At 69.7% G+C, this 23,938-nt stretch carries 24 protein-coding genes; 16 read left to right on the top strand and 8 right to left on the bottom strand.

From position 1 onward, the window contains the following. Positions 1-67 precede the first annotated feature (67 nt). Genes AB0L53_RS42990 through AB0L53_RS42975 form a run of 4 tightly spaced genes read left to right on the top strand, consistent with a single transcriptional unit; the run spans position 68 to position 3,225 of the window. The gene (locus AB0L53_RS42990) at positions 68-1,207 is read left to right on the top strand and encodes a CoA transferase (RefSeq protein ID WP_364007462.1); all 1,140 of its coding nucleotides are present in this window, start codon (positions 68-70) and stop codon (positions 1,205-1,207) included. After that, positions 1,192-2,013: a citryl-CoA lyase gene (locus tag AB0L53_RS42985; RefSeq protein ID WP_364007459.1), complete on the top strand. Its 822-nt coding sequence runs from the start codon at positions 1,192-1,194 to the stop codon at positions 2,011-2,013. Before AB0L53_RS42990 ends, AB0L53_RS42985 begins: the two co-directional genes overlap by 16 nt. Continuing rightward, positions 2,006-2,869: an extradiol ring-cleavage dioxygenase gene (locus AB0L53_RS42980; RefSeq protein WP_364007456.1), complete on the top strand. Its 864-nt coding sequence runs from the start codon at positions 2,006-2,008 to the stop codon at positions 2,867-2,869. The genes AB0L53_RS42985 and AB0L53_RS42980 overlap by 8 nt, the downstream gene beginning before the upstream one ends. Next, complete coding sequence (locus AB0L53_RS42975; protein ID WP_364007453.1) at positions 2,866-3,225, top strand: hypothetical protein; 360 nt, start codon at positions 2,866-2,868, stop codon at positions 3,223-3,225. Before AB0L53_RS42980 ends, AB0L53_RS42975 begins: the two co-directional genes overlap by 4 nt. Positions 3,226-3,238: 13 nt before the next feature. Here the strand turns inward: AB0L53_RS42975 and AB0L53_RS42970 are convergent, their stop codons facing one another. Further along, positions 3,239-4,039, bottom strand: a complete 801-nt coding sequence (locus tag AB0L53_RS42970; RefSeq protein ID WP_364007450.1) for an IclR family transcriptional regulator C-terminal domain-containing protein — start codon at positions 4,037-4,039, stop codon at positions 3,239-3,241. A 124-nt stretch (positions 4,040-4,163) separates the two neighbouring features. Beyond that, positions 4,164-5,132, bottom strand: a complete 969-nt coding sequence (locus AB0L53_RS42965) for an antibiotic biosynthesis monooxygenase (RefSeq protein WP_364007447.1) — start codon at positions 5,130-5,132, stop codon at positions 4,164-4,166. Between the two features lie 110 nt (positions 5,133-5,242). Here AB0L53_RS42965 and AB0L53_RS42960 point away from each other — a divergent pair, with 110 nt between their 5' ends. Together AB0L53_RS42960 and AB0L53_RS42955 are read left to right on the top strand one after the other, a co-directional pair. Further along, positions 5,243-5,809 carry a nucleoside deaminase gene (locus tag AB0L53_RS42960; protein WP_364007444.1) on the top strand — a complete coding sequence of 189 codons (567 nt, stop codon included), beginning with the start codon at positions 5,243-5,245 and terminating at the stop codon, positions 5,807-5,809. Positions 5,810-5,854: 45 nt separating this feature from the next. Further along, positions 5,855-6,268: a DUF2332 family protein gene (locus tag AB0L53_RS42955; protein WP_364007441.1), complete on the top strand. Its 414-nt coding sequence runs from the start codon at positions 5,855-5,857 to the stop codon at positions 6,266-6,268. Here the strand turns inward: AB0L53_RS42955 and AB0L53_RS42950 are convergent. Next, positions 6,254-6,649 carry a helix-turn-helix domain-containing protein gene (locus AB0L53_RS42950; RefSeq protein WP_364007438.1) on the bottom strand — a complete coding sequence of 132 codons (396 nt, stop codon included), beginning with the start codon at positions 6,647-6,649 and terminating at the stop codon, positions 6,254-6,256. The two genes, AB0L53_RS42955 and AB0L53_RS42950, sit on opposite strands and share 15 nt — an antisense overlap. Positions 6,650-6,749: 100 nt before the next feature. On the opposite strand from AB0L53_RS42950, the gene AB0L53_RS42945 reads away from it, so the two are divergent. The 3 genes from AB0L53_RS42945 (at position 6,750) to AB0L53_RS42935 (ending at position 11,321) form a co-directional block, all read left to right on the top strand. After that, on the top strand, positions 6,750-7,574 hold the full coding sequence (locus AB0L53_RS42945) for an NAD(P)H-binding protein (protein ID WP_364007435.1): 825 nt from the start codon (positions 6,750-6,752) through the stop codon (positions 7,572-7,574). A gap of 146 nt (positions 7,575-7,720) precedes the next feature. Further along, complete coding sequence (locus AB0L53_RS42940) at positions 7,721-10,513, top strand: AAA family ATPase (protein WP_364007432.1); 2,793 nt, start codon at positions 7,721-7,723, stop codon at positions 10,511-10,513. A gap of 187 nt (positions 10,514-10,700) precedes the next feature. Continuing rightward, positions 10,701-11,321 (top strand): hypothetical protein, encoded by a 621-nt coding sequence (locus tag AB0L53_RS42935; protein ID WP_364007429.1) that lies wholly within the window; start codon positions 10,701-10,703, stop codon positions 11,319-11,321. A 99-nt stretch (positions 11,322-11,420) separates the two neighbouring features. Here AB0L53_RS42935 and sigJ read toward each other — a convergent pair whose 3' ends face one another. Next, a complete protein-coding gene (gene sigJ / locus AB0L53_RS42930) occupies positions 11,421-12,332 on the bottom strand; it encodes an RNA polymerase sigma factor SigJ (protein ID WP_364007426.1) in 912 nt (303 codons plus the stop codon). Positions 12,333-12,532: 200 nt separating this feature from the next. Between sigJ and AB0L53_RS42925 the strand changes: the two genes are divergently transcribed. After that, entirely contained in the window at positions 12,533-12,886 is a 354-nt protein-coding gene (locus AB0L53_RS42925; RefSeq protein ID WP_357938526.1) for a DoxX family protein, read from the top strand. Positions 12,887-12,987: 101 nt separating this feature from the next. Here AB0L53_RS42925 and AB0L53_RS42920 read toward each other — a convergent pair whose 3' ends face one another. Both AB0L53_RS42920 and cseB read right to left on the bottom strand, forming a co-directional pair. Beyond that, entirely contained in the window at positions 12,988-14,217 is a 1,230-nt protein-coding gene (locus AB0L53_RS42920) for a HAMP domain-containing sensor histidine kinase (RefSeq protein WP_364007423.1), read from the bottom strand. Position 14,218: 1 nt separating this feature from the next. Beyond that, a complete protein-coding gene (gene cseB / locus AB0L53_RS42915; RefSeq protein WP_364007420.1) occupies positions 14,219-14,932 on the bottom strand; it encodes a two-component system response regulator CseB in 714 nt (237 codons plus the stop codon). A gap of 157 nt (positions 14,933-15,089) precedes the next feature. On the opposite strand from cseB, the gene AB0L53_RS42910 reads away from it, so the two are divergent. The 5 genes from AB0L53_RS42910 to AB0L53_RS42890 all read left to right on the top strand — a co-directional run bounded on the left by AB0L53_RS42910 (position 15,090) and on the right by AB0L53_RS42890 (position 22,072). Further along, positions 15,090-15,581: a 2Fe-2S iron-sulfur cluster-binding protein gene (locus tag AB0L53_RS42910; protein WP_364007417.1), complete on the top strand. Its 492-nt coding sequence runs from the start codon at positions 15,090-15,092 to the stop codon at positions 15,579-15,581. Continuing rightward, positions 15,578-16,537, top strand: a complete 960-nt coding sequence (locus AB0L53_RS42905) for a xanthine dehydrogenase family protein subunit M (RefSeq protein ID WP_364007414.1) — start codon at positions 15,578-15,580, stop codon at positions 16,535-16,537. Before AB0L53_RS42910 ends, AB0L53_RS42905 begins: the two co-directional genes overlap by 4 nt. Next, a complete protein-coding gene (locus AB0L53_RS42900) occupies positions 16,534-18,819 on the top strand; it encodes a xanthine dehydrogenase family protein molybdopterin-binding subunit (protein WP_364007411.1) in 2,286 nt (761 codons plus the stop codon). Before AB0L53_RS42905 ends, AB0L53_RS42900 begins: the two co-directional genes overlap by 4 nt. 288 nt (positions 18,820-19,107) lie before the next feature. Continuing rightward, positions 19,108-19,845 carry a hypothetical protein gene (locus AB0L53_RS42895; RefSeq protein ID WP_364007408.1) on the top strand — a complete coding sequence of 246 codons (738 nt, stop codon included), beginning with the start codon at positions 19,108-19,110 and terminating at the stop codon, positions 19,843-19,845. A gap of 16 nt (positions 19,846-19,861) precedes the next feature. Further along, complete coding sequence (locus tag AB0L53_RS42890) at positions 19,862-22,072, top strand: heavy metal translocating P-type ATPase (RefSeq protein WP_364007405.1); 2,211 nt, start codon at positions 19,862-19,864, stop codon at positions 22,070-22,072. A gap of 40 nt (positions 22,073-22,112) precedes the next feature. Here AB0L53_RS42890 and AB0L53_RS42885 read toward each other — a convergent pair whose 3' ends face one another. Next, positions 22,113-22,595, bottom strand: a complete 483-nt coding sequence (locus AB0L53_RS42885; protein WP_364007402.1) for a DUF4396 domain-containing protein — start codon at positions 22,593-22,595, stop codon at positions 22,113-22,115. Between the two features lie 112 nt (positions 22,596-22,707). Here AB0L53_RS42885 and AB0L53_RS42880 point away from each other — a divergent pair, with 112 nt between their 5' ends. Further along, positions 22,708-23,298, top strand: a complete 591-nt coding sequence (locus AB0L53_RS42880) for a TetR/AcrR family transcriptional regulator (RefSeq protein ID WP_364007399.1) — start codon at positions 22,708-22,710, stop codon at positions 23,296-23,298. On the opposite strand, the gene AB0L53_RS42875 is transcribed toward AB0L53_RS42880, so the two are convergent. Beyond that, positions 23,282-23,869, bottom strand: coding sequence for a DUF2218 domain-containing protein (locus tag AB0L53_RS42875; RefSeq protein ID WP_364007396.1), 588 nt, complete (start codon positions 23,867-23,869; stop codon positions 23,282-23,284). The two genes, AB0L53_RS42880 and AB0L53_RS42875, sit on opposite strands and share 17 nt — an antisense overlap. Between the last annotated feature and the right edge of the window lie 69 nt (positions 23,870-23,938).

Genomic DNA, 23,938 nt, shown 5'->3' with positions numbered 1-23,938 from the left:
GCAGAGGATTTCCCGGTTAGAGTGCAACGGACCAATGTCCGTTGAACGGACGACGGAGGGTGAGTCAATGAGTGATGGGCCGCTGTCAGGTGTTCTGGTGGCCGACTTCTCCCGGATCCTGGCCGGCCCGTACGCCACGATGCTGCTCGCGGACATGGGCGCCGACGTGGTCAAGGTCGAGGGCCCGCAGGGGGACGACACGCGTACGTGGATGCCGCCGGTGCGCGAGGGTGTGTCGACGTACTATCTCGGCGTCAACCGCGGCAAACGGTCGATCGCGCTGGACCTGCGCGACCCGGCCGACGCGGCGGTGGCCAGGGAGCTGGCCCGCCGCGCCGACGTGCTGATCGAGAACTTCAAGCCGGGCGGGCTGGCCAAGTTCGGCCTCGACTTCGCGTCCGTGCGGGCCGCCAATCCGGGCGTCGTGTACGCCTCGATCACTGGGTTCGGCTCGGGCGCCGGGCGCGACGTGCCGGGCTACGACCTGATGGTCCAGGCCATCTCCGGCCTGATGAGCCTCACGGGCGACGCGGACGGGCCGCCGTACCGGGCCGGGATCTCGGTCTTCGACGTCATGGCGGGCAACCACGCCGTCATCGGCATCCTGGCCGCGCTGCGGCACCGCGAGGCTGCGGGGCAGGGGCAGCTGGTCGAGGTCAATCTGCTGTCGTCGGCGCTCACCGGGCTGGTCAACCACAGCTCGGCGTACGTGGCGGGCGGCACGGTGCCGTACCGGATGGGCAACGCGCACCCGAGCGTGTTCCCGTACGAGCCGCTGCCGACCGCGGACAACGACCTGATCATCGCGGCGCCCAACGACGGTTCGTTCCGCCGGCTCTGCGAGGTTCTCGGCATCCCGGAGGTCGCGAGCGACCCACGGTTCGCGCGCAACGTCGATCGGGTGGTGCACCGCGAGGAGCTGCGGCCCATCCTCGTCGAGCGGCTGGTCAAGCGTGGCGCGGTCGAGTGGTTCCAGCTCCTTGTCGAGGCGGGGGTGCCGAGCGGGCCGATCAACACGATCGACGGGGGCTTCGCGATGGCCGAGCGCTTCGGGCTCGACCCCGTCGTGGCCGCCGGGGAGGGTGAGCGCGCGATGCCGACGACGCGGCATCCGATCAGGTTCTCCGAGACTCCGGTGAGCTACCGGCTACCGCCGCCCGACCTCGACGAGCACGGCGAGGAGCTGCGCGCATGGCTGACTCCGTGAACGGTTACCCCACGGCGCTCGGCGCGTCGACGCCGACCTCGATCACCCTGCTCGGCCACGACCTGGCCGAGGAGGTCATGGGCAAGGTCGGCTTCGGCGAGCTGGCCTTCTGGCTGGCCACCCAGCGGCGGCCGACGCCGGGCGAGACCCGCGTGTTCGAAGCCGTGCTCGCCGCGCTGGCCGACCACGGGTTCACGCCCACGGCGATCGTGACCCGGCTGACATACCTGTCCGCGCCCGACTCCGTACAGGGCGCGCTGGCGGCCGGGCTGCTCGGCGGCGGGTCCCGCTTTCTCGGGGTCACCGAGGACAGCGGCCGGTTCCTGCATGACGTGCTGACCTCGCTCGACGGCCCGCCGCCGGACGACGACGCGGGGTGGGACGCCGTCGCCCTGGACGTCGTGTCGGCCCAGCGTACGGCGGCGCGGCGCATCCCCGGCCTCGGCCACCACGTGCACAAGGAGGTCGACCCCCGGACGCCGCGGCTGTTCCAGATCGCCGAAGAGGAGGGGCTCCTCGGGCCGCACCTGTCGCTGTTCGCCGCGATCGGCCGCGTCCATCCGCGAGTGCTGGGTCGTACGCTGCCGCTCAACGGGGCCGGGGTCTGCGGCGCGGCGCTCGCCGATCTGGGCCTGCCGCTGGAGCTGCTGCGCGGGTTCGCGTTGCTGGCCAGGACGGCGGGGCTGATCGGGCAGCTGGCCGAAGAGCTGCGCCGCCCGGTGGCCAACGAGATCTTCCTGTCGGTCGACCTGAACCACCGCTCCGTCGTACCCGAGCCACATCCCCCAGGAGGTTCGCATGGCTGAACTGGTCGCGGTGATCGCGTCCACCCACCATCCCTTCTTCTACCGGGCCAGCACCGCCACCGGCGAGGACCGCCCGCCGTTCGCGGACGAGTGGGTACGCAAGGTCGAGGCGTTCCGGGAGACGCTGACTCGGGCCCGCCCGGACGTGCTGGTGATGGTCGGCTCGGACCACTTCCATCAGCTGTGGCTGGACAACATGCCGCAGTTCCTGGTCGGCAAGGCCCCCTTCTACGACGCGAACTTCTACAACGAGGAGCGCGAGTTCGGCCTGCCGAGGATGCTGTTCAAGGGCCAGGAGGACCTGTCGGCGTACGTGCTGCGCGAAGGCATGGACGCCGGGTTCGACCTGGCCTTCTCCAACGAGCTGCGGATCGACCATTCGATCACGTGCCCGATCATCACGCTCCGGCCGCAGAACGACCTGCCGATCGTGCCGATCTACACCAACATCTTCGCGCCGCCGTTACCGCGCCCCTCCAGGTTCGTCCAGCTCGGGCGGACGATCCGGCAGCTGGTCGAAGCGTGGCCGGCCGACAAGAGGGTCGCGGTCATCGGCACCGGGCACCTGTCGCTCGAACTCGGCGGGCCCCGCCAGTTCGGCCCGCACGGGCCGGACCCGGAGTTCGACCAGAAGGCGGTCGGCTGGATCGCGTCCGGGGACATCGAGGGCTGCCTGGCCGAGGTGACGCTGGACAGCCTGTGGACGCCAGGCAACGCCACCCACGGGTTCATGGACTTCATGTTGATGATGGGCGTCGCGGGCGAGGGCAGGAAGGCCGACTACGTCGACACGTACGACCTGTTCCACACCATGGAGGCCTACTTCACCTGGTATCCCACCGGAGGCGGCTCATGAGCAAGTACCTGCTCGACAAGTTCCTGTTCACCGTCGACCGCGATCCCGAGCTCGTCGAGCGCTACCGCGAGGACCCGCGCGGCACGGTGGCGATGTGGGAGACCGACTACGCCAACCGCATCCTCAACTGCCACGACGGTGAGTCCTCCACCTGGCTGCGGTTCGACGACGTCGAGCGCGAGGCGCTGGCCACGCACGACTATCCGGCGCTGTTCGGGTTGGGTGCGCACCCCTTCCTCACGCTCACGCTGTTCATCGCGATGTTCGAGCGGGACCACGAGCCTCTGGGATTCCAGCTTGAGTACGCCCAGCGGCTCGCGCACTTCGCCCTGCCCTATCCCGACATCGCTACCTGAGCCGCTGTGGTGATCATGAGGCGGTGACCTCGGGCACCGTCTCATACTGCGCCCAGTCGGCGCTGATCGCGCCGGCCGTGGTGAGCAGCAGCGGCAGGTATTCCTGGGTCAGCTTCCGTACGGAGGTCTCGGCGGCGTGCACGTTGACGTTGACGGACGCGATGACCTCGCCGAGCCCGTTGCGCAGGGGCGCGGCCACCGACCGGATGCCCAGCGAGAGCTCCTCGTCCGTGAGCGCCCAGCCCTTGGCCCGCACCACCCGCAGCGCCGCGTCGCGCTCCTCCGCGTCCGGCTCCCAGCGCGGCTGGATGCCCGAGCGGCTCGGCTCGGCCAGGACCCGGCTCACCTCGGCGGGCGGCAGCGCGGCGAGCAGCACCTTGCCGAGCGAAGTCTGCAGGGCCGGGAACCGCGTCCCGATCTGCACCCGAAGGGCGACGATCTTCGGCACGGCCACCCGGGCGACGTACACGATGTCCGACCCGTCGAGCTGGGCGATCGAGGAGGATTCGTTGGTCTGCTCGACCAGCCGCTCCATATGCGGCCGGGCGACCTCCCACAGACCCATCGAGCGCACGTACGACATGCCGAGCTCCAGCACGCGCGGGGTGAGCGCGAAGCCGCCCTGCTCGGCCCGCGCGTATCCCAGCTCTTGCAGGGTCAGCAGGATGCGCCGGGCCGTCGGACGGGCCAGCCCGGCCGCGGTGGCCACCTCGGTCAGCGACATGCTCGCCCGTCCCGGCTGGAACACTCTGATGACATCGAGGCCACGGGCCAGCGCCTCGATGAAATCGGGTCCGGTCTCGGCGCGCGCCATGGGAGGACTTCCTCTGCTCGGTTGTCCGCATGGCGGCGGCGTCCCGGCCGTGGCACCTGCGGCGAATCGCCTGATTGTATCAGCGGGCGACCGCCAGCCGGACAGTTGTCCGAGCAGACTGATTCTAGCCGCCGATCACCCCGAAGACGGCGATGGAGACCGCGTAGCAGAGCGCGATCACGACGGCGCCCACCACGTTCGCGCGGGCGGAGGCCGTCCGGCCGGGTACGAGCCATGCCGCGAAGACCCTGTTCACCAGCGGCATGGCCAGCCACGTCAGGACGGTGACACTCAACACGTTGCTGAGGAACATGGCGAGATATCCGGGCAGGTGCGCCATCGCGAACCCACGGCCCGCCGTCAGGTTGAGGATCATCACCGTGGGATAGAGAACAAGCAGCACGGTCATGGCCTGTTTCCAGCTCGGCGGGGCACCGTCTCCCGCTTCGCGGCCGAACTGGAACCAGCCGCTGAACGCCGACTGGACCTTCCGCACGTCGTAGTCGACGAAGTAGTCGCGACCCTCCGCCAGCAGTTTCTCGCGGCTGTCGGACCCGAGCCATTCGTCCAGATGCTCACGCGTGTCGTAGCGAAGCAGCACGACCCAGCGATCCTGGACACCACTCACGGGCTCGAACTCCTCGGTGCCCATGAAGCCCGCGAACCTCTCCTGCGCTTTACGGACCTTCTCCTGCCAGCGCGCGAACTCGGCCTCGCGCCCCGGCCGCACATTGTGCGAGATCACCGCCGTGACGGCTTCCCGGACCGCCGTCCCCCCGGCGAGAACCTCCTGCGACGCGGGCTCCGCCAGCATCGGGCGAACCTCGTCGAGCAGTTTCCGCCGCACCTCGGAATCAAGCCACGCGGTCAATTGCCCGATGCTGGAGAAGCGAAATACGACCACCCATGAATTCTGCTCGCCGGCGATCGGCGGATAAATCTCGGTGCCCTCGAACCCAGGAAAACCGCGGGCGACCTCGGTCGTCTTTTCCTGCCACCGCTCATAATCATCGTCGCGGCCTTGGCGAACTGTCGAGGAAATAACCACGGTCGCGCCCTGACTGTCGGGACTGTGGCCACCACCAGGCTTCATAAGGCCGAGTGTAGTGCAGCAGCGCCCGGGTAAGGAGCAGGATGCGGCGATTGACCAGGTCGGCGAAGGGCCGAAACTTCAACCGCCTTTTACGGATCGGAGGGTTCGGAATGGACTCCAAGGATTTCATGGCGGAAGCGGTGCGGCTCGCTATCGAGTCCGTAGAGAACGGTTGGGGCGGCCCTTTCGGTGCGGTCCTCACCAACGACGGAGAAATCATCGCCCGAGGGCAGAATCGCGTCCTTCTCACCGGCGACCCCACGGCCCATGCCGAAGTGGAGACCATCCGCAAGGCCATTCAGATCTTGAATTCCCGGGCCCCCTCCATACCGGAGAGCAGGCAGAACGAATCGACACTGGAGCTCGTGCCACGCCCTGAGGGATCCCCCGATCTCATGCCGGAGCGGGCCCGGATGCTCATGGGATACACGCTCTACAGCAGTGGCGCCCCCTGCCCCATGTGCATGAGCGCCATCTACTGGTCACGTATCGACAGGGTCTACTTCGCCTTCGACCTGGCGGCGACGAAGAAGATCGGCTTCGACGACGAGTTCCAGTACCAGGACTTCACCCGGCCTCTCGACGAGCGAAGGATCCTGATCCAGCAGGCTCAGCCCGAACTCGGCGCCAAGGCTTGTGCGGCGTGGATGAACAAGCCCGACCGGCACCCGTACTGACCGCCGTATCGGCAGGCCGCCCTTCCCGACGCCTTCTTGCCGGCCTTGATCGAGCAGCTGCCGGTGCCGAAGCGGCAGCCGAACCTGCTGTTCGGGGCGGTTCGTTACCTCGACGGCCCGATGGGGGACTATCAAGCCTTCCGCGCGTGGATGTCGGCCGAGTGGCCGCAGATACGCAACCCGCTCGACGTGACCAGCGCTGATGATGTGCGCTGGCTGGAATGCCTGGTCTGGCCCGAGCAGCACGAGCGGCTCGACCGGCTACGCGGGGCCATCCGCATCGCCCGGTCCGAACCGGCGCACCTCATGGCCGGCGACCTCAACGGCCCGCGCCAGAAGACCGTGCGACCTTCGTCCTGGCCCTGGACGGGCAGCCGCTGGCCTTCACCGGGCTCCATGGCCAGCGCTTGGACTGGCTGGCCTAGGTTTTCCGCGGTCTTCGGGTCAGGCTCGACGTGACTTCCTGGCGTCGTAGTCCAGCCGGGCCTGTTCGACCCTGTCCAGGTTGACCGACCAGTCGGCGAGTGTCTCGAACAGGGGTGCCAGGCTGCGTCCCAGTTCGCTGATCTCGTACTCCACTCGCGGCGGAACCTCGGGGTGGTAGGTGCGCACCACGAGTCCGTCCCGCTCCAGTTGCCGCAGTCGTTCGGTCAGCACCTTGGGCGTGATGGTCGTGATGCGGCGTTGCAGCTCCACGAACCGATGCCGCCCGAATTCATTGAGCACCCACAGGATCGGAGTGGTCCAGCGGCTGAAGACGATGTCGACCACCGGGGTGATCGGGCACGCCTGCTCCGGAGGGACATCGGCAGGAGGCGGCCAAGGTGTGCTGTTGGTCACAATGAGCCTTCCTCGCCAATACTTTCCTCTAGGTACCTACTATCACAGCGCTAGTAGCTTCCATCGAGTCCACAGAGGACATCGACCAACGGGAGTGAACATGATTGTGGTGACTGGGGCCACGGGCAACGTCGGGCAGCCGCTCGTGCGGGCGCTCGTCGCGGCCGGCGAGCAGGTGACGGCGGTGTCACGCGGGATCTCAGAGCTGGACGTATCGGAGGAGGTACGGCACCAGCGAGCCGATCTGGCCGAACCGGAGAGCCTCAAGCCCGCCCTGCATGGAGCCGAAGCGCTGTTCCTGCTGACCTCCCCCGACTTCATGGCGAACGGTGATCTCAGTGACGTCATGAACGTCGTACGAGCGGCCGACGTCCAACGGGTCGTGTTGCTGTCCTCCCACGGCGTGGGCACACAACGCCACCCATCGCACCTGGAAGACGCCGTCAAACAGTCAGGCCTGGAGTGGACGATGCTGCGGCCGGGCAACTTCGCCTCCAACACGGTCCAATGGGCCGGCTCCGTCCGTACGCGACGGGTGGTCACGGCGCCGTTCGGCGACGTCGCGGTGCCGGCCATCGACCCGGCCGACATCGCCGAGGTCGCCGCCGTCACACTGCGCGGGCCAGGCCACGGGGGCAAGGTCTACACGCTGACCGGACCGGCACCGATCTCACCCCGGCAACAGGCCGCGGCGATCGGGGCCGCCCTCGGCGAGTCGGTACGGTTCGTTGAGCAGAGCCGCGCGGAAGCGCGGAACGAGATGCTGGAGTACATGCCCGAGCCGGTCGTGGAGGCCACCCTCGGCGCCCTCGGCGCTCCGTCCGCCGCCGAGCAGCGCGTCAGCCCCGACGTCGCGCGGCTCCTCGGGCGCCCACCCCGCACCTTCGCCGAGTGGGCGGAGCGAAACATCGCGGCCTTCAAATAGCAGATCCGGGTCGGTGCTCGTGCGGCTGGACCACCGCAGCGGCCTTGGGGCGGCTGGTGCTTTGGCGGGGATTCGCGTGGGATAGACATGGATCATGTCCGGGCGATCCTCCCGGCCGAGAGTGGCGTGTCCGTGGGAGGCAGCAGGTGTTCGAGAGCCGGCGTCCACTGGTCGGCAGAACCGCCGAACTGGCCCACCTGTCGGGTCTCCTGGACGCCCGGAGGCAGTGGGTCTTCGTGTTGCTGACCGGTGAGCCGGGCATCGGCAAGACCCGGATGCTGGGCGCGTTCGCCGACCTCGCGCGCGAACGGGGCATCATGGCCATCGCCGGACGGGCCACCGAGTTCGAGCGCAGCGCGCCGTACGGGATCGTGCAGGACGCGCTCGCCGACGCCCACCAGCATCCTGACCTCGCCGGACACCTCGATGGCCTGCGCGCGCTGCTGTCGCGGGAGAGCGGGACGGGTGACCTGGCCGGTCTGGACCGTCACCGCCGCTTCCGTGAGATGCGTCAGGGCGTGGAGCGAATGGGCGAGTCGAGCACGCTGGTGGTCCTGATGGACGACGTGCAGTGGGCCGACGACGCCTCGGTGGAGGTGATCGACTATCACATCAGACATCCGCCGAACACGAGCGCCGTGATCGTGCTCGCCTGCCGTACCGGCGAGCTGCCCAGAGGGCTGGTCCGCTCGCTGACCTCGGCGAACGTCGTCAACCTGCCGCTCGGCCCGCTGTCGGCCGGCGAGGCCGACACCATGCTGGCCGGGCAGCCGTCCCGTCCGGGGAAGCGGCAACTGTCCCGTCCGGGAAGGCGGCGGCTGTACGAGCGCAGCGGCGGCAACCCGCTGTTCCTGGAGATCCTGGCCACCTTGCCGGACACCCCGGCCGCCGACCTCGCGGGGGTCACCGGTGCTCTCACGGAGGTCACCAGGACCGATGCCCTTGACCGGTTGATCGTGGCCGAACTCGCCGGGCTGGACCCGGACCGGCAACTGGTGGCCCAGGCGGCGGCCGTCGCCGGTGACGACTTGGATGCGGCGTTCGTGGCGGCCGTGTCCGGGCTGGATCCCCGTACCGCCGAGTCGGCGCTGGACGAACTGGTGCGCCGCAGGGTGCTCGGCACGGCCGGGCGGGCGCTGGTGTTCAGGCATCCGCTGGTCCGCGCGGCCGCGTACCAGCTGGCCGGGCCCTCCTGGAGGAGGGCGGCGCATCGCCGGGCGGCGGAGCACCTGCTCGCGCGGGGCGCCTCGGAGGTCCGCCGCGCGGTGCACATGGAGCACGCGATAGGCGTGGGCGACGCGGATGGGGCCGCGCTGCTCGTCTCGGCGGCGGGAGCGGTGTCGGTCAACGCGCCCGCGACGGCGGCGCGATGGTTCCGCGCCGCGCTGGAGGCGTCGCCCGCTGACGCGACGCCGGAGCTGCGGATGTCGCTCGCCGCGGCGCTCGCCGTGTCCGGACGGTTGGAGGAGGCCCGGGGGCTGCTGGACGAGCTCGTACGGGAAGGCGACGGCAGCAGGGACCGGGCGGTGGGGCTGCTGTCCGCGATGCAACGGTCGCTGGGCCGGCTGGAAGAGGCCAGGGCGCTGCTGACCGGCGAGCTGGCCCGGGTGGACGACTCTGCGGGCAGGCCGCCCCTCCTGGTGGAGCTGGCGGCGATCGACCTCTTGCAGGGCCAGTGGGACTCGGCGGCGGACAACGCCGCCCAGGCCCTGGACCAGTCGAACCAAGCAAGGTCTGGAACATCGGCCTCGGCCGTCACGTTGCTCGCGGTCGCCGAGCTGTACCGCTGCCACTTCCCCGACGGATATCGCCTGCTCGCCCGCGCCAAGACGCTCATGGACGCCCTGACCGACCGCGAGCTGTGCGACGACCTCGGCTTCGTGGCACCTCTGGCGTGGGGCGAGTTCATCGTCGACCACCACGACGACGCGCTGCGGCACCTGGCCCGCGGGCTGCAGGTCGCCCGTGACCACGGCCGCGACAATGTCGTCCCCCTGCTGCACGCGGCTCGGGCCATGGTCCGTTCCGCGCTGGGCGAGATCGAGGCGGCGCTGGCCGACGCCGAGGAGGCGGAGGAGATCGCGCGTCATCTCGGCAGCGCCGAGATGCTCGCGTTCGCGCACGTGGTCAAGTCCCGGCCGCTGCTGTGGCAGGCGGGTCCCGAGGCCGCCGTGCCGCTGGTGGAGGAGGTGCTGCACGGTCCGGGCATGCGCTCGGCGTGGTGGCGGACCATCGCCGACGACGTGGTGTCGGAGGTGCTGCTGTCGGTCGGCCGTACGGAGGACTGCCGGCGGTTCCTGGCCGCCCGCGTCGGCGGCGATCCGTCGGGGCTCGGGCCCGGCGCGGCGAGTGTCTTCGCCCGCCGCGCGCGGGCGGAGGCGGCCTGCGGCGACTTGACAGCGGCCGGGCAGTGGTACGAGCGGGCCGTCGCGGTCGTGGCGTCGGGAGCGCCGCCCGCCCGGTCCGCCGACGTCGAGGCGGCCCGCGCGACGCTGGCGATGGCCGCGGACCGCCCGCACGAGGCGGACGCGGCGGCTCGCGAGGCCGTGGCGTGTCTCGTCACGGCCAGACTGCCCGTCGGCGAAGGCTTCGCCCGGATGCTGCTGGCGGAGGTGAGCGCGGACACGGGCGACGTCCGCACGGCGCAGGAGCAGCTCGGCCAGGCCAAGGCCCTGTTCACCCGGGTCGGCGCGCCTTGGCCGGCGGCGCAGGCCGGGCGCAGGCAGCGCGGCGCCGCGGCCCATGGGGCGGGCGGGCGGCTGTCGGAGCGCGAACGCGAGATCGTCGAACTGGTCGGCGAGGGCCTGACGAACCGGCAGATCGGCGAGCGGCTGTACCTGAGCCCGCGCACGGTCGAGACGCACCTGGCCCGGGTCTTCCGCAAGCTCGGCGTCAACACCCGCGCGGCCCTGGTCCGCCGGTCGGTGGGCCAGGTGTGAGGTCACCTGGACATGGTGGATCGGCGGGCCCGGCCGTGGGATCCGTTGAACGACGTACCCTCTGGCAGGGCGGCATCCGTGAAACGACGGACCTTCCCGATTACGGGTCGGTGGCTCTTCGCCGGTGAACGGCCACGTGGTGAGAATTCGGACGGATCAACCGAGCACCACGAACGGAAAGGCCTCCATGGGCACCCCCAGAAGACTGATCACCGCATTACTCACCGCCCTCATCGCCCTGACCGGCTTCGTCGTCGCCTCACCGCCGGCCAGCGCCGACAGACTGGTCGCCGAGGCGTCGCTCCACTCCTGGCACGCCAACAACCAGAACAAGACCATCGACACCACGGTCAAGGTCTACGCCAGCGGCAACGTCTACGGGGTTTCGACGGTCGAGTCGGGCGTCTACCTCACCGGCGTCCGGCTGTGCGCCAAGGCCCTGCTCCTCAACGTCGACGGCATGGTCATCGGCGAGGTCGGCGGCGACTGCTGGGGTGTCAACGGCACCGCCTTGGGCTACTCCAAGCGTACGGAGAACTGGTCCGGGCAGGTCTCACCGGACATCGCCGAGCAGACGTACGCGGTGTCGATCGTGCACTGGAACAACGGCATCGACTGGGGTCAGGTCCTCGGCTTCGCCAAGTTCATCTGGACCGTGTACAAGACGCTCAGCACCGACGGCTCCGACGCCTCGGCCAACACCGTGGTCCTGCCCCGGTACCAGCCCATCGAGTTCGCCGGCAACAACGGCAGCAGCGGTGGAGGCGGCGGCGGTAGCCCGCACAATCCCAAGCCGAACGATCCCTGACCGGAACCCCGGGGTGGCGCGACGACACGCTCGCGCCACCCCTCCGGGCGTCACATCGCGCGATCACCCGTCCAGGTGACCCCGGATCGCCGCGTCACGCTACCGCGAGGTGGCCGCCGTCCATGGCCGGAGCTTCTCGGGGTTGCGTACCGCCCAGATGCGCTTGATCCGGCCGTCTTCGACGTCGAACGCCGCCACCGTCACGGCGACGTCGTTCTGATGAGCCACCAGACCGGGCTGACCGTTGACCGTACGCTCCAGGATGGTCAGGTCGGGTGCCCGGCCGGCGAGGGCGAGGATGTAGCGGGCGATCCGCTCGCTGCCTTCGATCGGGTGGAGCCCGGCGCTGACGAGGCCGCCGCCGTCGATGATCGCCGTGGCGTCGGGGTCGAGAAGACCGATGAGGGCGTCGATGTCCTTGGCCTCCCAGGCCTGCTTGAAGTCCCTGACGATGCCGGACTGCCGCGCCGCCGGAGTTGCCGGCGCCTGCGAGGCACCAAGACGGCGGCGGGCCGAGGAGGCCAGCTGGCGACAGGCCCCCGGCGTACGGCCGACGATCTCGGCCACCTCGGCGAAGGAGTAGCGGAAGACATCGTGCAGGACGAGCGCGACGCGCTCGGCCGGGGTCATCGAATCGAGCACGACCAGGAAGGCCATGGTGATCGACTCGTCGAGGGTGACGCGGTCCACCGGGTCGACCGGCCGCCCGGTGATCCACTCCGTGGGGTCGGGCAGCGGCTCGGGGATCCATTCGCCGACGTAGCTCTCGCGCCGGGTCCGTGCCGAGCCGAGCAGGTCCAGGCAGATGCGACTGGCGACCGTCGTCAGCCAGGCGCCGGGGACTTCGATGGCGTCCTGCTGCTGCCGGGTCATGGCGTACCAGCGAGCGTAGGTCTCCTGTACGACATCCTCCGCGTCGGCCAGGGAGCCGAGGAGGCGATAGGCGAGGTTGATCAGCTGACGCCGCTCACTCATGATCGCGCTCAGTCCCGGATCGGATGGGGTGGTCATGGTGTGGATGGCTCCCTTGCTCGCGGCTGCCCTCACCCGTTCGACGAGACAGCCCACGGGACTGTGAGGTCGGCGCGTCGCCTGACATTTTCCGCGGTTGTTTCGTCGGACTGCTGGGACCCGGATCGCAGTGATCAACGATGCACGGGCTGGCTTCCTCGACGGAAGTTCTCGCAGCTGACAACCACAAAGGAAAGCTTATGTTCACCGCTTATGTCGCGGTCACCATCTTCGCCGCGCTCCTGTTCGGCAGCGCCGCCGTCGTCTACCTGATCGGCCACGAATTTCCCAAGGCCCAGGCGGACATGAAGCGCCTGCCACGGTCGTGGGTACCGGTGCTGGGCATGATGCTAGCGGCGGGCTCTTTGGGGCTGCTGGGCGGGTTCGCCGTGCCGATGCTGGGGACACTCGCCGCCTACAGCCTCGTGCTGTACTTCGTCGGCGCGCTCCTCGCGCACCTGCGAGTGGGTTCCCGCAAGCTCGTGAACTGGGGCGGATTCTTCTTCACCGCGGTGGCCGCACTAGCCGTGAACCTGGCCTACCACTGGTCGTGAGGCGGGCAGATCGTCGGCAGCACCTACCACACCGTCCGGCAGATCTTCATCCCCGTCGCCCTCATCGGCAAGCCGATCCCCGGTAAGCCCCCTGGGAAGAACTACACCGGGTAATGAAGGCGAAGCGTGGCCGTCGCGCCGCCGTCCGGGGCGTTGGCGAAGGCGAGATCGGCGCCGATCACCCGTGCCTGTCCGGCGGCGATGGCCAGGCCCAGGCCATGGCCGTGGCCACGCTCGGCCCCGCCCGTACGGAAACGCTGCGGCCCCTCCGCCAGCAACCCGTCCGGGAATCCGGGGCCGTGGTCGCGTACGACGATCGTCGTGTCGTTCACGGCGACCTCGACCGGAGAGCGCCCGTGGCGGTGAGCGTTGGTGACCAGGTTCGTGATGATCCGGTCGATGCGCCGCGGATCGGTGTCGACCACCGGCTCACCGGTCACCGTCAGCCGGACCGCAAGCTTCGTCCGGGCCACGCACTCCTCGACGACCCGGCCCAGCGGCACCGGACGGCGATCGGCCCACTCCGCGCCCGCGTCCAACCGGGAGATCTCCAGCAGGTCCTCCACCAGCGCCCGCAGCACCCGTACCCGGTCACGTACCAGGTCGGTGGCTTCGCTCTCCGGGAGCAGTTCCGCCGAGACGACCAGCCCCATCAGCGGGGTACGTAGCTCGTGAGCCACATCGGCGGTGAAGCGCTGCTCGCTCAACAGCCGGTCCCGCAGGCCGTCGGCCATCGAATCGATGGTGGCCGAGATGTCGGTGATCTCGTCGCCGCCCCGGCCGCCCATCATGCTCCTGGCCTCCAGGTCGCCGTCCGCGATCCGCCGCGCGGTGCGGGCCACCCGCCTCAGCCGCCGGTTGGACGTCTCGGCGGCCAGCACGGCCAGAGGTACGACGATCGCGAGCGCGACCAGCGACGCCTTCACGATGTTCCGGTCCAGGGCCCACAGACCGCGTATCTCCGAGCCCATGTCGATCTGCACGGCGAGCACCTGGCCGTCGATCCGCTGCGCCGCCCACATCCAGGGGATGTCCGGCCGGCGGTCGTCGTACCAGGTGCTGAACTCGCCGGTGCTCCTGGCCTGTTGGAGCAGCGCGGGCGGGACCTGAGTGGGCTGCGGCGCCTCGCCCGTACGCCGGTAGGTGTCCACCTCGGCCAGCAGCGCGCTGAAAGCCCGGTCCCTGCCCAGGCTCATGGACCGGTCGAAGGCGCTCCGGTGGACCAGCACCCCGACGGCCAGCGCGACCGCGCAGGACGTCACGGCCACCAGCGCGGCGATCTTCCAGCGCAGCGACCGCCAGTTCAGCGGACCACGTACCGCCTGTCCCACGTCAGCGCCGCAGCTTGTAACCGAAGCCGCGGACCGTCTCGATCCGGTCGGCGCCGATCTTTTTACGCAGCCGCTGCACGCACAGGTCGACGACGCGGCTGTCTCCGTCCCAGCCGTAGTCCCAGACGTTGCGCAGCAGTGTCTGCCGGTCCAGCACGATCCCCGGATTCGCGGCGAACTCCAGCAGCAGCCGCAACTCGGTGGGAGCGAGCTCGACCACCTCCCCGGCGCGGCGCACTTCCAATCCCTGCGGATCGATGGCGAGGTCCCCGAAGGCCAGGCCGGTGGCCTCCTGGACGTGTTCCGGCCCCGGGGCGAAGGAGGCCCGGCGCAGCAGGGAACGGACCCTGGCCACCAGCACGGAGGTGTCGACCGGCTTGACCACGTAGTCGTCGGCCCCCGCCTCCAGCCCCGACACCACGTCGAGAGCGTCACCCCGCGCGGACATCATCAGGATCGGCACCAGGCTCCACTCCCTGACCTGCCGGCACAGCCCGATGCCGTCCAGTCCTGGCAGCATCACGTCCAGCAGCAGCACGTCATGCCGCTCCTCCCTGAACAGTTCGAGGCCCGTCAGGCCGTCGCCCGCCGTGCTCACGCGATAGCCGTAGCGCTCCAGCACCATCCCGACGGTCTTGCGGATCACCTCGTCGTCCTCGACGAGCAGCACGGTCACCGGAGCCGACACCCTGCCCCCGACCTCCGAAACCGACATTTCTCCCCAAAAGCTTTGACGCCACAGACGATACAAGCCGCCGACATCCGCGATGCCTCAGCCGTGTATCAGCCACGAATCAACCCTCATACGGAGGAGGGGTATAGTCCGCACTCTACAACCCGTACATAGATGTACGAGATAGCGGGGAATGCGGATGCCATCCATACAAGTGCGGCTCTCGGTGAACGGCCGCGAGCACGATCTGGAGCTGGACACCCGGGTCAGCCTGCTCGACTGCCTGCGCGAGCACCTCGGCCTGACCGGTACCAAGAAGGGCTGTGACCAAGGGGCCTGCGGCGCCTGCACGGTGCTGCTGGACGGTGAGCGGGTCAACTCCTGCCTCGTGCTCGCCGCGCAATGCGCGGACGCGGAGGTCACGACCATCGAAGGGCTGGCGTCATCAGAGGTCGGCCGGGCGATGCAGGAGGCGTTCGTCCGCAACGACGGCCTGCAGTGCGGCTACTGCACGCCGGGTCAGGTCTGTTCGGCCGTGGCCATGCTCACCGAGTACGAGGCGGGGGTGCCGAGTGCCGTAGGCGGGTCCGGTCTGACGGATGCCGAGATCAGGGAACGGCTGGCGGGCAACCTGTGCCGGTGCGGCGCGTACAACGGGATCCTTGCGGCGGTGCGGGAGGTCGCCCGGTGAACCCGTTCTCCTACGTACCGGCTACCGACACCTCCTCGGCCGTTGAACTCGCCGCAAAAGGGGCGAAGTACCTGGCAGGCGGCACCAATCTGGTCGACCTGATGCGCCAGGGCATCGAGAGCCCGCACGAGCTCGTCGACATCACCCGGCTGCCGCTCGCCGACATCGAGGAGCACGCAGGCGGCCTGCGGATCGGGGCCTTGACCCGCAACACGCGGGTGGCCACCGACGAGCGGATCCGCGATCGCTACCCGGTGCTGGCCCAAGCCATCCTGAACGGCGCCTCCCCTCAGTTGCGCAACCGCGCCACCGTGGGCGGCAACCTGATGCAGCGCACCCGCTGCGGCTACTTCTACGACCGGCACTCGGCCTGCGGCAAACGCGATCCGGGCGCCGGCTGTGACGCTCTCGACGGGTTCAACCGCACGCACGCCATCCTCGGCACGAGCGAGAGCTGCGTCGCCGTACATCCGTCGGACATGTGCGTGGCCCTGGCCGCCCTGGACGCCGTGGTCAACATCGCGGGCCGCGACCCCGTACCGCTGGTGGACTTCCACCGCCTGCCCGGAGACACGCCGCACCTGGAGACGGCGCTCGCGCCGGGGGAGTTGGTGACCTCCATCGACCTGCCGCCGGCTCAGCCGGGCCGCTCGGTGTATCTCAAGGTGCGTGATCGGGCCAGTTACGCCTTCGCGCTGGTCAGCGTGGCCGCCGTCGTCCGCATGGAAGCGGGCCGCGCCACCGGCGTACGCATCGCGCTGGGCGGGGTCGCCGCCAAACCGTGGCGCGCGTACGAGGCCGAACGGCTCCTGACCGGCACCACTCTCGACGACGAGCTCATCCATCAGGCGGCCGAACAGGCGCTGGCCGGCTCCCGCCCACGCGCGCACAACGCGTTCAAGGCCGAGTTGGCCCGACGACTGATCCGGCGAGCAATGCAAGGAGTCAGGTCATGAATCTCGCCGCCCGCGGCTTCACCCTCGCCAGCAAGGCACTGACCAGGCTGGCCAGACTCCTGCCCGACGGCAGGCCCGACCCCCTGGCCCACCGCCGCGCCGAGCTCGGCAGGCCCGCCGACCGGCTGGACGGCCGCGCCAAGGCCACCGGCGCCGTCCGCTACACGGCCGAGCGGCAACTCCCCGGCCTCGCCTACGCGGTCGTGGTGGGCAGCACCATCACCAGGGGCCGGGTCACCGCCGTGCACGTTCCGCGGGCGCCCGGTGTGCTGCTCGTGATGACCCACGACAACGCGCCCGCGATGAAGCGCACCCCCGCCTACGCCACCATGAAGGGCCCGCTGGGCGCCGCCGCGATGAGCCTGCCGGTGCTCAACACCGACGAGATCTTCTGGTACGGCCAGCCCATCGCGGTCGTCGTGGCCGAGTCCCTGGAACAGGCCCGTTACGCGGCATCGCTGATCCACGCCGAGTACGAGCCGTGGCCCGCCAGGCTGTCGATGGCCGACGGGAAACCGTACACGCCCGCGCACGCCGTGCTGGAGGAGCCCGTGACCAGGCGCGGCGATGTCCGTACGGCGCTCGGCGCGGCGGCGGCCACGGTCGAGGCCGAGTACACCACGCCGCTCGAACACCACAACGCCATGGAACCGCACGCCACCGTGGCCAACTGGGAGGGCGACCGCCTCACGGTCTACGACACCGCGCAGTACCCCTATGGCGTCAAGGAGATGCTGGCCAAGAAGTTCTCCCTCGCCGAGGAGAACGTCCGCGTGCTGGCGCCGTTCATCGGTGGCGGCTTCGGCGGCAAGACGCCGGCCTGGCCGCACGTCTGGCTCAGTGTGGCGGCGGCCAAGCTCTCCGGCCGTCCCGTCAAGCTCGTGCTCTCGCGGGCCGACGTGTTCGCCATGACCGGCGGCCGGGCCCCGACCCGCAGCCGCGTCGCGCTCGGCGCCGACGCCACGGGGCGGCTCACCGCGCTCAAGCACGACGCCCTGGCCCCGTGCACGACCGACGAGTTCGCCGAGGCCGCCGTCGTCGCCTCCCGCCACCTGTACGCCTGCCCCAATGTCCATGTCGTCCAGCAGGTGGTCCGCTTGGACCGCATCCAGAACGCCTTCTTCCGTGGCCCCGGCGTCGCCCCCGGATCCTTCGCGCTGGAATCCGCCATGGACGAGCTGGCCTGGCGGCTCGGCCTCGACCCGCTTGAGCTGCGCCTGCGCAACGAACCGGAGCGGGACCCGATGAGCGGCATCGGCTTCACCAGCCGCCACCTGCGCGAGGCGTACGCCCTGGGCGCCGAGGCGTTCGGCTGGTCCCGGCGCCCACCCGCGCCCCGCGCGACGCGGGACGGCCGCTGGCTCATCGGGTATGGGATGGCCGCGGCGATCAACCCCGACGCCGTGCTCATCGCCGGAGTCAAGCTGCGCCTGTCCGCCGACGGTACCGTCACCATCCGCAGCAGCACCAACGAACTGGGCGCCGGCACCTCGACCGCGCAGAGCCAGGCCACGGCCGACCGTCTTGGGCTGCCTCTCGACCGGATCCGCTTCGAGCAGGGCGACTCCAACGTGGCCAGGACCCGCATCCCCGGCGCCTCGGCCGCGACCACGACGCTCGCCTCGGCCGTCTGGTCCGCCCGCGACAACCTCGTCCGCGAGCTGCTGAAGCTGGTGCACGACACCGATTCACCGCTGGCGGGACGGTCGTTCGAGGAGGTGGAGACCCGCGACGGTGGCCTGTTCGGGCCCAGCGGGGGTGAGAGCTACGAGCGCGTTCTGGCCAGGGCCGAGACGGAGGCCGTGGAGGTGGCGGGGAAGTCGGCGCTGCCGTACCAGACCATCAAGCGGGGCACCTATTCCTACGGCGCGCACTTCTGCAAGGTACGGGTCGACGAGGAGACCGGCGAGGCGCGCGTCACGCGCTGGGTCGGCGCGTTCGACGGCGGCAGGATCGTCAACCCCAAGCAGGCCACCAGCCAGATGCGCGGCGGCATCATCATGGGCATCGGCATGGCATTGACCGAGGAGACGCTGCTCGACGAGCGCACCGGCCTCATCGTCAACCGCGGCCTGGCCGAGTACCACGTGCCCACGCACGCCGACGTGCCCGACATCGACATCCACTTCGTCGACCAGCCCGACCCGCAGACCCCGCTGGGTGCCAAGGGCATCGGCGAGCTCGGCATCGTGGGCGTGGCCGCCGCCATCGCGAACGCCGTTTATCACGCGACCGGCGAACGCGTCCGCTCCCTCCCCATCACTCCGGACAAACTCATGTAGCCGGATTGGAATACGGTAGGGGGGTATAGTACGTTGTGGGAGTCGAAAGATCGCGCGACCCACGCGTTCCCGATGACCTCGCCGAGGAGGCGGTACGACATGAACACCGCGAGCAAGCTAGGTGCCTACGCTGTGGGGCTGGCCGTCGTCTTCGGCAGCGCCCTGGGCGTCGGAAACGCAGTTGGGGAGGGCACCCCCGCACCGGCGCCGCCGAGCCATGGGAGCGCTCACACCACTCCCACTCAGGCTGGCGCAAAACCGCAGGACGATACCCCCGGGGGGCTACAGGTGTCCCAGAACGGCTACACCCTCAATCCGCTGACCACTGTCAAGACCGGCGAGCCCACCGATTTCCGGTTCACTGTGACAGGGCCAGATGGCAAGCCGGTGACCGACTATCAGGTACAGCACGACAAGAAGCTCCATTTCATCGTGGTCTCTCGTGACCTGGCGACGTTCCAGCACCTGCACCCCGAGCAGGCCGGCGACGGGGTGTGGTCGGTGAAGCTGACGCTGGACGCCCCTGGCGCCTACCGGGCCTTCGCCGACTTCGCCCCCGCGGGCGGAAGTGGCCTGACACTTGGTGCGGATGTGCCGGTCGCGGGCGACTACGAGCCGCGGGCCCTGCCTGCGGTCAGTCGTACGGCGCAGGTGGACGGCTACACGGTTACCCTGACGGGCGACCTGGTTCCCGGCCAGGCGAGCAAGCTCACGCTGAGCGTGAGCAAGGACGGCAAGCCGGTGACGGATCTGCAGCCATACCTGGGGGCGTACGGCCACCTGGTGGCGCTGCGGGCCGGTGACCTGGCCTACCTCCACGTACATCCGGAAGAAAGCGACAAGGCCGGGCCCGAGATCACCTTCTACGCCGAAGTGCCCAGCGGCGGCGACTACCGGCTGTTCCTGGACTTCCAGCACGCCGGCAAGGTACGCACCGCCGATTTCACCGCCCGAGCAGGGGCCGGACAGCCCAAGCCCGCGGCGGAGCCGAGCGTCAGCCCGTCCCACGGCGACGACACGCACTGAGCAGAAAGGGGGAGTGATGTCTTCCCTCACCGAAGGCAGAGCTGTCGAACTCACCATCGGCGGCATGACGTGCGCATCCTGCGCCAACCGCATCGAACGCAAACTGAACAAGCTTGAAGGCGTGACCGCGACCGTCAACTACGCGACGGAGAAGGCGAAGGTCACCTTCCCCGAGGGCATTGATCCGCAGCAGTTGATCACTGAGGTGGAGAAGGTGGGCTACACCGCCGCCCTGCCCGCCCCGCCCAAGACAGAGGCGCAGCGGCAGGAGGAGCCGGAGGACGAGCTGCGGCCGCTGCGTCAGCGCCTGCGCACCTCGTTGGTACTGAGCGTGCCGGTGGTGGCGATGGCGATGGTCCCGGCGCTGCAGTTCACCAACTGGCAGTGGCTGTCGCTGGTGCTGGCCGCGCCGGTGGTGGTGTACGCGGGCTGGCCCTTCCACAAGGCCGCCTGGACCAACCTCCGGCACGGCGCCGCGACCATGGACACGCTGATCTCGCTGGGCACGCTGGCCGCGCTCGGATGGTCGCTGTGGGCCCTGTTCTTCGGCACCGCGGGCACGCCCGGCATGACGCATCCCTTCACGTTCACCATCGAGCGCTCCGACGGTTCGGGCAACATCTACCTCGAGACGGCGGCGGCGGTGACCGCGTTCATCCTGGCCGGTCGCTACTTCGAGGCCCGCGCCAAACGCCGCGCCGGCGCGGCACTGAAGGCGCTGCTCGAACTGGGTGCCAAAGAGGTCGAACTGGCCGACGGCCGCCGCATCCCCACCGAGCAACTGCAGGTCGGCGACACCTTCGTCGTCCGGCCGGGCGAGAAGATCGCCACGGACGGCGTGATCACCGAGGGCAGCTCCGCGGTGGACGCCTCGATGCTGACCGGCGAATCCGTTCCCGTCGAGGTGAAGCCCGGCGACGCGGTCACCGGCGCGACGGTGAACGCGGGCGGCCGCCTGATCGTCAAGGCCACCCGAGTGGGCGCCGACACCCAGCTGGCGCAGATGGCCAGACTGGTCGAGGAGGCGCAGACCGGCAAGGCGCAGGTGCAGCGGCTGGCCGACCGCATCTCCGGGATCTTCGTACCGATCGTGATCGCGTTGGCGGTCGGGACACTCGGATACTGGCTCGGCACGGGCAACGGCGCGGCGGCGGCGTTCACCGCGGCGGTCGCCGTGCTGATCATCGCCTGCCCCTGCGCGCTGGGCCTGGCCACGCCGACCGCGCTGCTGGTCGGCACCGGGCGGGGCGCACAGCTGGGCATCCTGATCAAGGGCCCGGAAGTGCTGGAGTCGACCCGCAAGGTCGACACGATCGTGCTGGACAAGACCGGCACGGTCACCGAGGGCAAGATGACCCTGGTCGCCGTCCACCTCGCCGAGGGGGAGAACCGCGAAGAGGTCCTCAGGCTGGCGGGCGCGCTGGAGCACGCCTCCGAGCACCCGATCGCCCAGGCCATCGCCCGCGAGGCCCGATCCGACGCCACGGTGGAGGACTTCGCCAACGTCGAAGGGCTCGGCGTACAGGGCATCGTCGACGGCCACGCGGTGCTGGTCGGCCGTCCCCGGCTGCTGGCGGAGTGGTCCCAGCACCTGCCCGTCGACCTGGAACGCGAGCTCGCCGACGAGCAGGCCAAGGGTCGCACCGCGGTCGCGGTCGGCTGGGACGGCCAGGCCCGCGCGGTGCTGGTGGTGGCCGACGTGGTCAAGCCGACCAGCAAGCAGGCCATCGCCGACCTGCGGGCACTCGGCCTGACGCCGGTGCTGCTGACCGGCGACAACGAGGCCGTGGCCCGTACGGTGGCGGCCGAGGTGGGCATCGACGAGGTCATCGCCGAGGTTCTGCCCGCCGACAAGGTGGACGTGGTCAAGAAGCTGCAGGCCGAGGGCAAGGTCGTGGCCATGGTGGGTGACGGGGTCAACGACGCCGCCGCGCTCGCCCAGGCCGACCTGGGCCTGGCGATGGGCACCGGCACCGACGCGGCCATCGAGGCCTCCGACCTGACCCTGGTCAGGGGCGATCTGCGGGTGGCGGCCGACGCGCTGCGCCTGTCCCGCCGCACGCTGTCGACCATCAAGGGCAACCTGTTCTGGGCGTTCGCCTACAACGTGGCCGCCCTGCCGCTGGCCGCGATCGGCCTGCTCAACCCGATGATCGCAGGAGCCGCGATGGCGTTCTCCAGCGTGTTCGTGGTGAGCAACAGCCTGCGCCTGCGCCGCTTCAAGTAATCCATTCGCGTGGCCGAAGGCGCTCACCGCCTTCGGCCACTCAGTGGTGGTACTGGTGCACCACCGCATGGCCCTTGCCCCGGGAGATCAGCCACTTGTTCACCGGCGTCGTCACCACGAAGGCCACCACCAACGACCCGGCCAGCGACGCCCAGAACAGCCAGCTGGTCAGACCCGCGTCCATGGCACCGGGCACGGCCACGACCACCGCGTTGTCCATGATCTCCATCACCACGATGGAGACGGTGTCCGCGGCCAGTGCCACCTTCAACGCGTCACGAAAGCCGAGTCCGGCCCGCAGCACGCCACGCATGGTCAGCCCGTAGCCGAACACGAAGGCCAACGCCACCGACAGCACCACGGTGGTGAAGTTGGACAGGCCGGCGGCGGTGCCGATGACCATGCCCAGCACCTCGCCGATGGCGCATCCGGTCAGGCAGTGCAGGGTCGCCTGCGCGGCCACCGTCCACGTGGCCGCGGGCGGGGCGTGGTGACCAGTGGCCGGGTGATCGCTGTGGTCCATGATGTTGCTCCTTAGCCGGCGTCGAGCCTTGAGCATACTCATAGGGGGTATCTCGCCGCATTTGTCGGGTACGGCGGCGTGTATCCAGCTCGCCGATTCGTAAACTGGCCGGGTGCCGAAGCTGTGGAACGAGACGATCGAGACGCACCGCCGTACCGTGCATGACGCGATCCTGGACGCCACTGTCGAGCTGGTGCGGGAGCGTGGGCTCCTGGCGGTGACGATGTCGCAGATCGCCGAGAAAACCGGCATCGGCCGCGCGACGCTCTACAAATACTTTCCCGACGTCCAGACCATCCTGCTGGCCTGGCACGGCCGCATGGTCGCCGGGCATCTGGAGCACCTCGCCCAGGCGGTGGAGCGCGAGGGCGACGCCCGGCTGCGGCTCGAAGCCATGCTGGAGACGTACGCCCTGATGCATCGGCGAATGGCGCGGCATGGCTTCAGCCCCGATCTCGTCATGCTCCTGCACCGGTCCGAGGACGCCGGCCGCGCCCAGCGGCGGCTGCATGACATGCTGCGCGACGCGCTGACAGCTGCCGCGCGGGCCGGTGATGTACGTGACGACATGGCGGCGGACGAGCTCGCCGCCTTCTGCACGCACGCGCTGCAGGCGGCCGTCGACCTGCCCTCGGAGGCCGCGGTCAAGCGCCTCGTCTCCCTTACCTTGGCCGGGCTGCGACCATTCAGCGGCGGCGCCTGAGGTGGGCGGTGATGAGGACTCCTTTCGCCAGAGCCATCACCAGGATGATCCCCAGGACGGCGTCCGAACCCAGTCCCGCCCACTGCGGGATCGCCGGCACTCCGGCGGCCAGCCCCACGTGCACGGCCACGGCCAGGACGGCGACCAGCGTGAGGCCGAGCGTCAGGTAACGGCTCCGGCGCGGCGGGGCCGTGGCCGGGACGGGGCTCGTGGTTCCGTCAGGGCGGCGCCAGTCCACGCTCAGGTGGTCACGCCTGCCCATCCTGGTGATGTTCCTGGTGAGAAGGGCTTGGACGCGCTGTAACCGGTCCTCGTCCACGGCTTCGACACGCACCGTCAATCCTTCCGGGGTGGCCCGCAGGGTGCAGGTGCCCCAGTCGAGGTTGATGGTGCCGTCCGTCTCGGACCAGTCTGCTTTGACGCTTTTGGGCCTTTCGCCGCCCATGTGCGGGCCGGGGCCGTGGCCGGGGCCTGTGGGCAAGCCGCGGCTCATCTGGTCGGCGTGGCGGCAGAGCTGGACGAGGTAGCGACTGGCGCGATCGGTCGTGATGTGAGCTTCGACGCGTTGCATGGCTGTCCTTTCAAGGTTTCAGTACAGCGTGCATACGATATATACACTATGTCTCGAAAAACCGTGAGG

This window comes from Nonomuraea sp. NPDC052129 (assembly GCF_040680095.1).
In the GTDB taxonomy this organism is placed as follows: domain Bacteria; phylum Actinomycetota; class Actinomycetes; order Streptosporangiales; family Streptosporangiaceae; genus Nonomuraea.
Note: the sequence above shows the minus strand (reverse complement) of the source record. Positions and strands in the feature narration are given on the sequence as shown.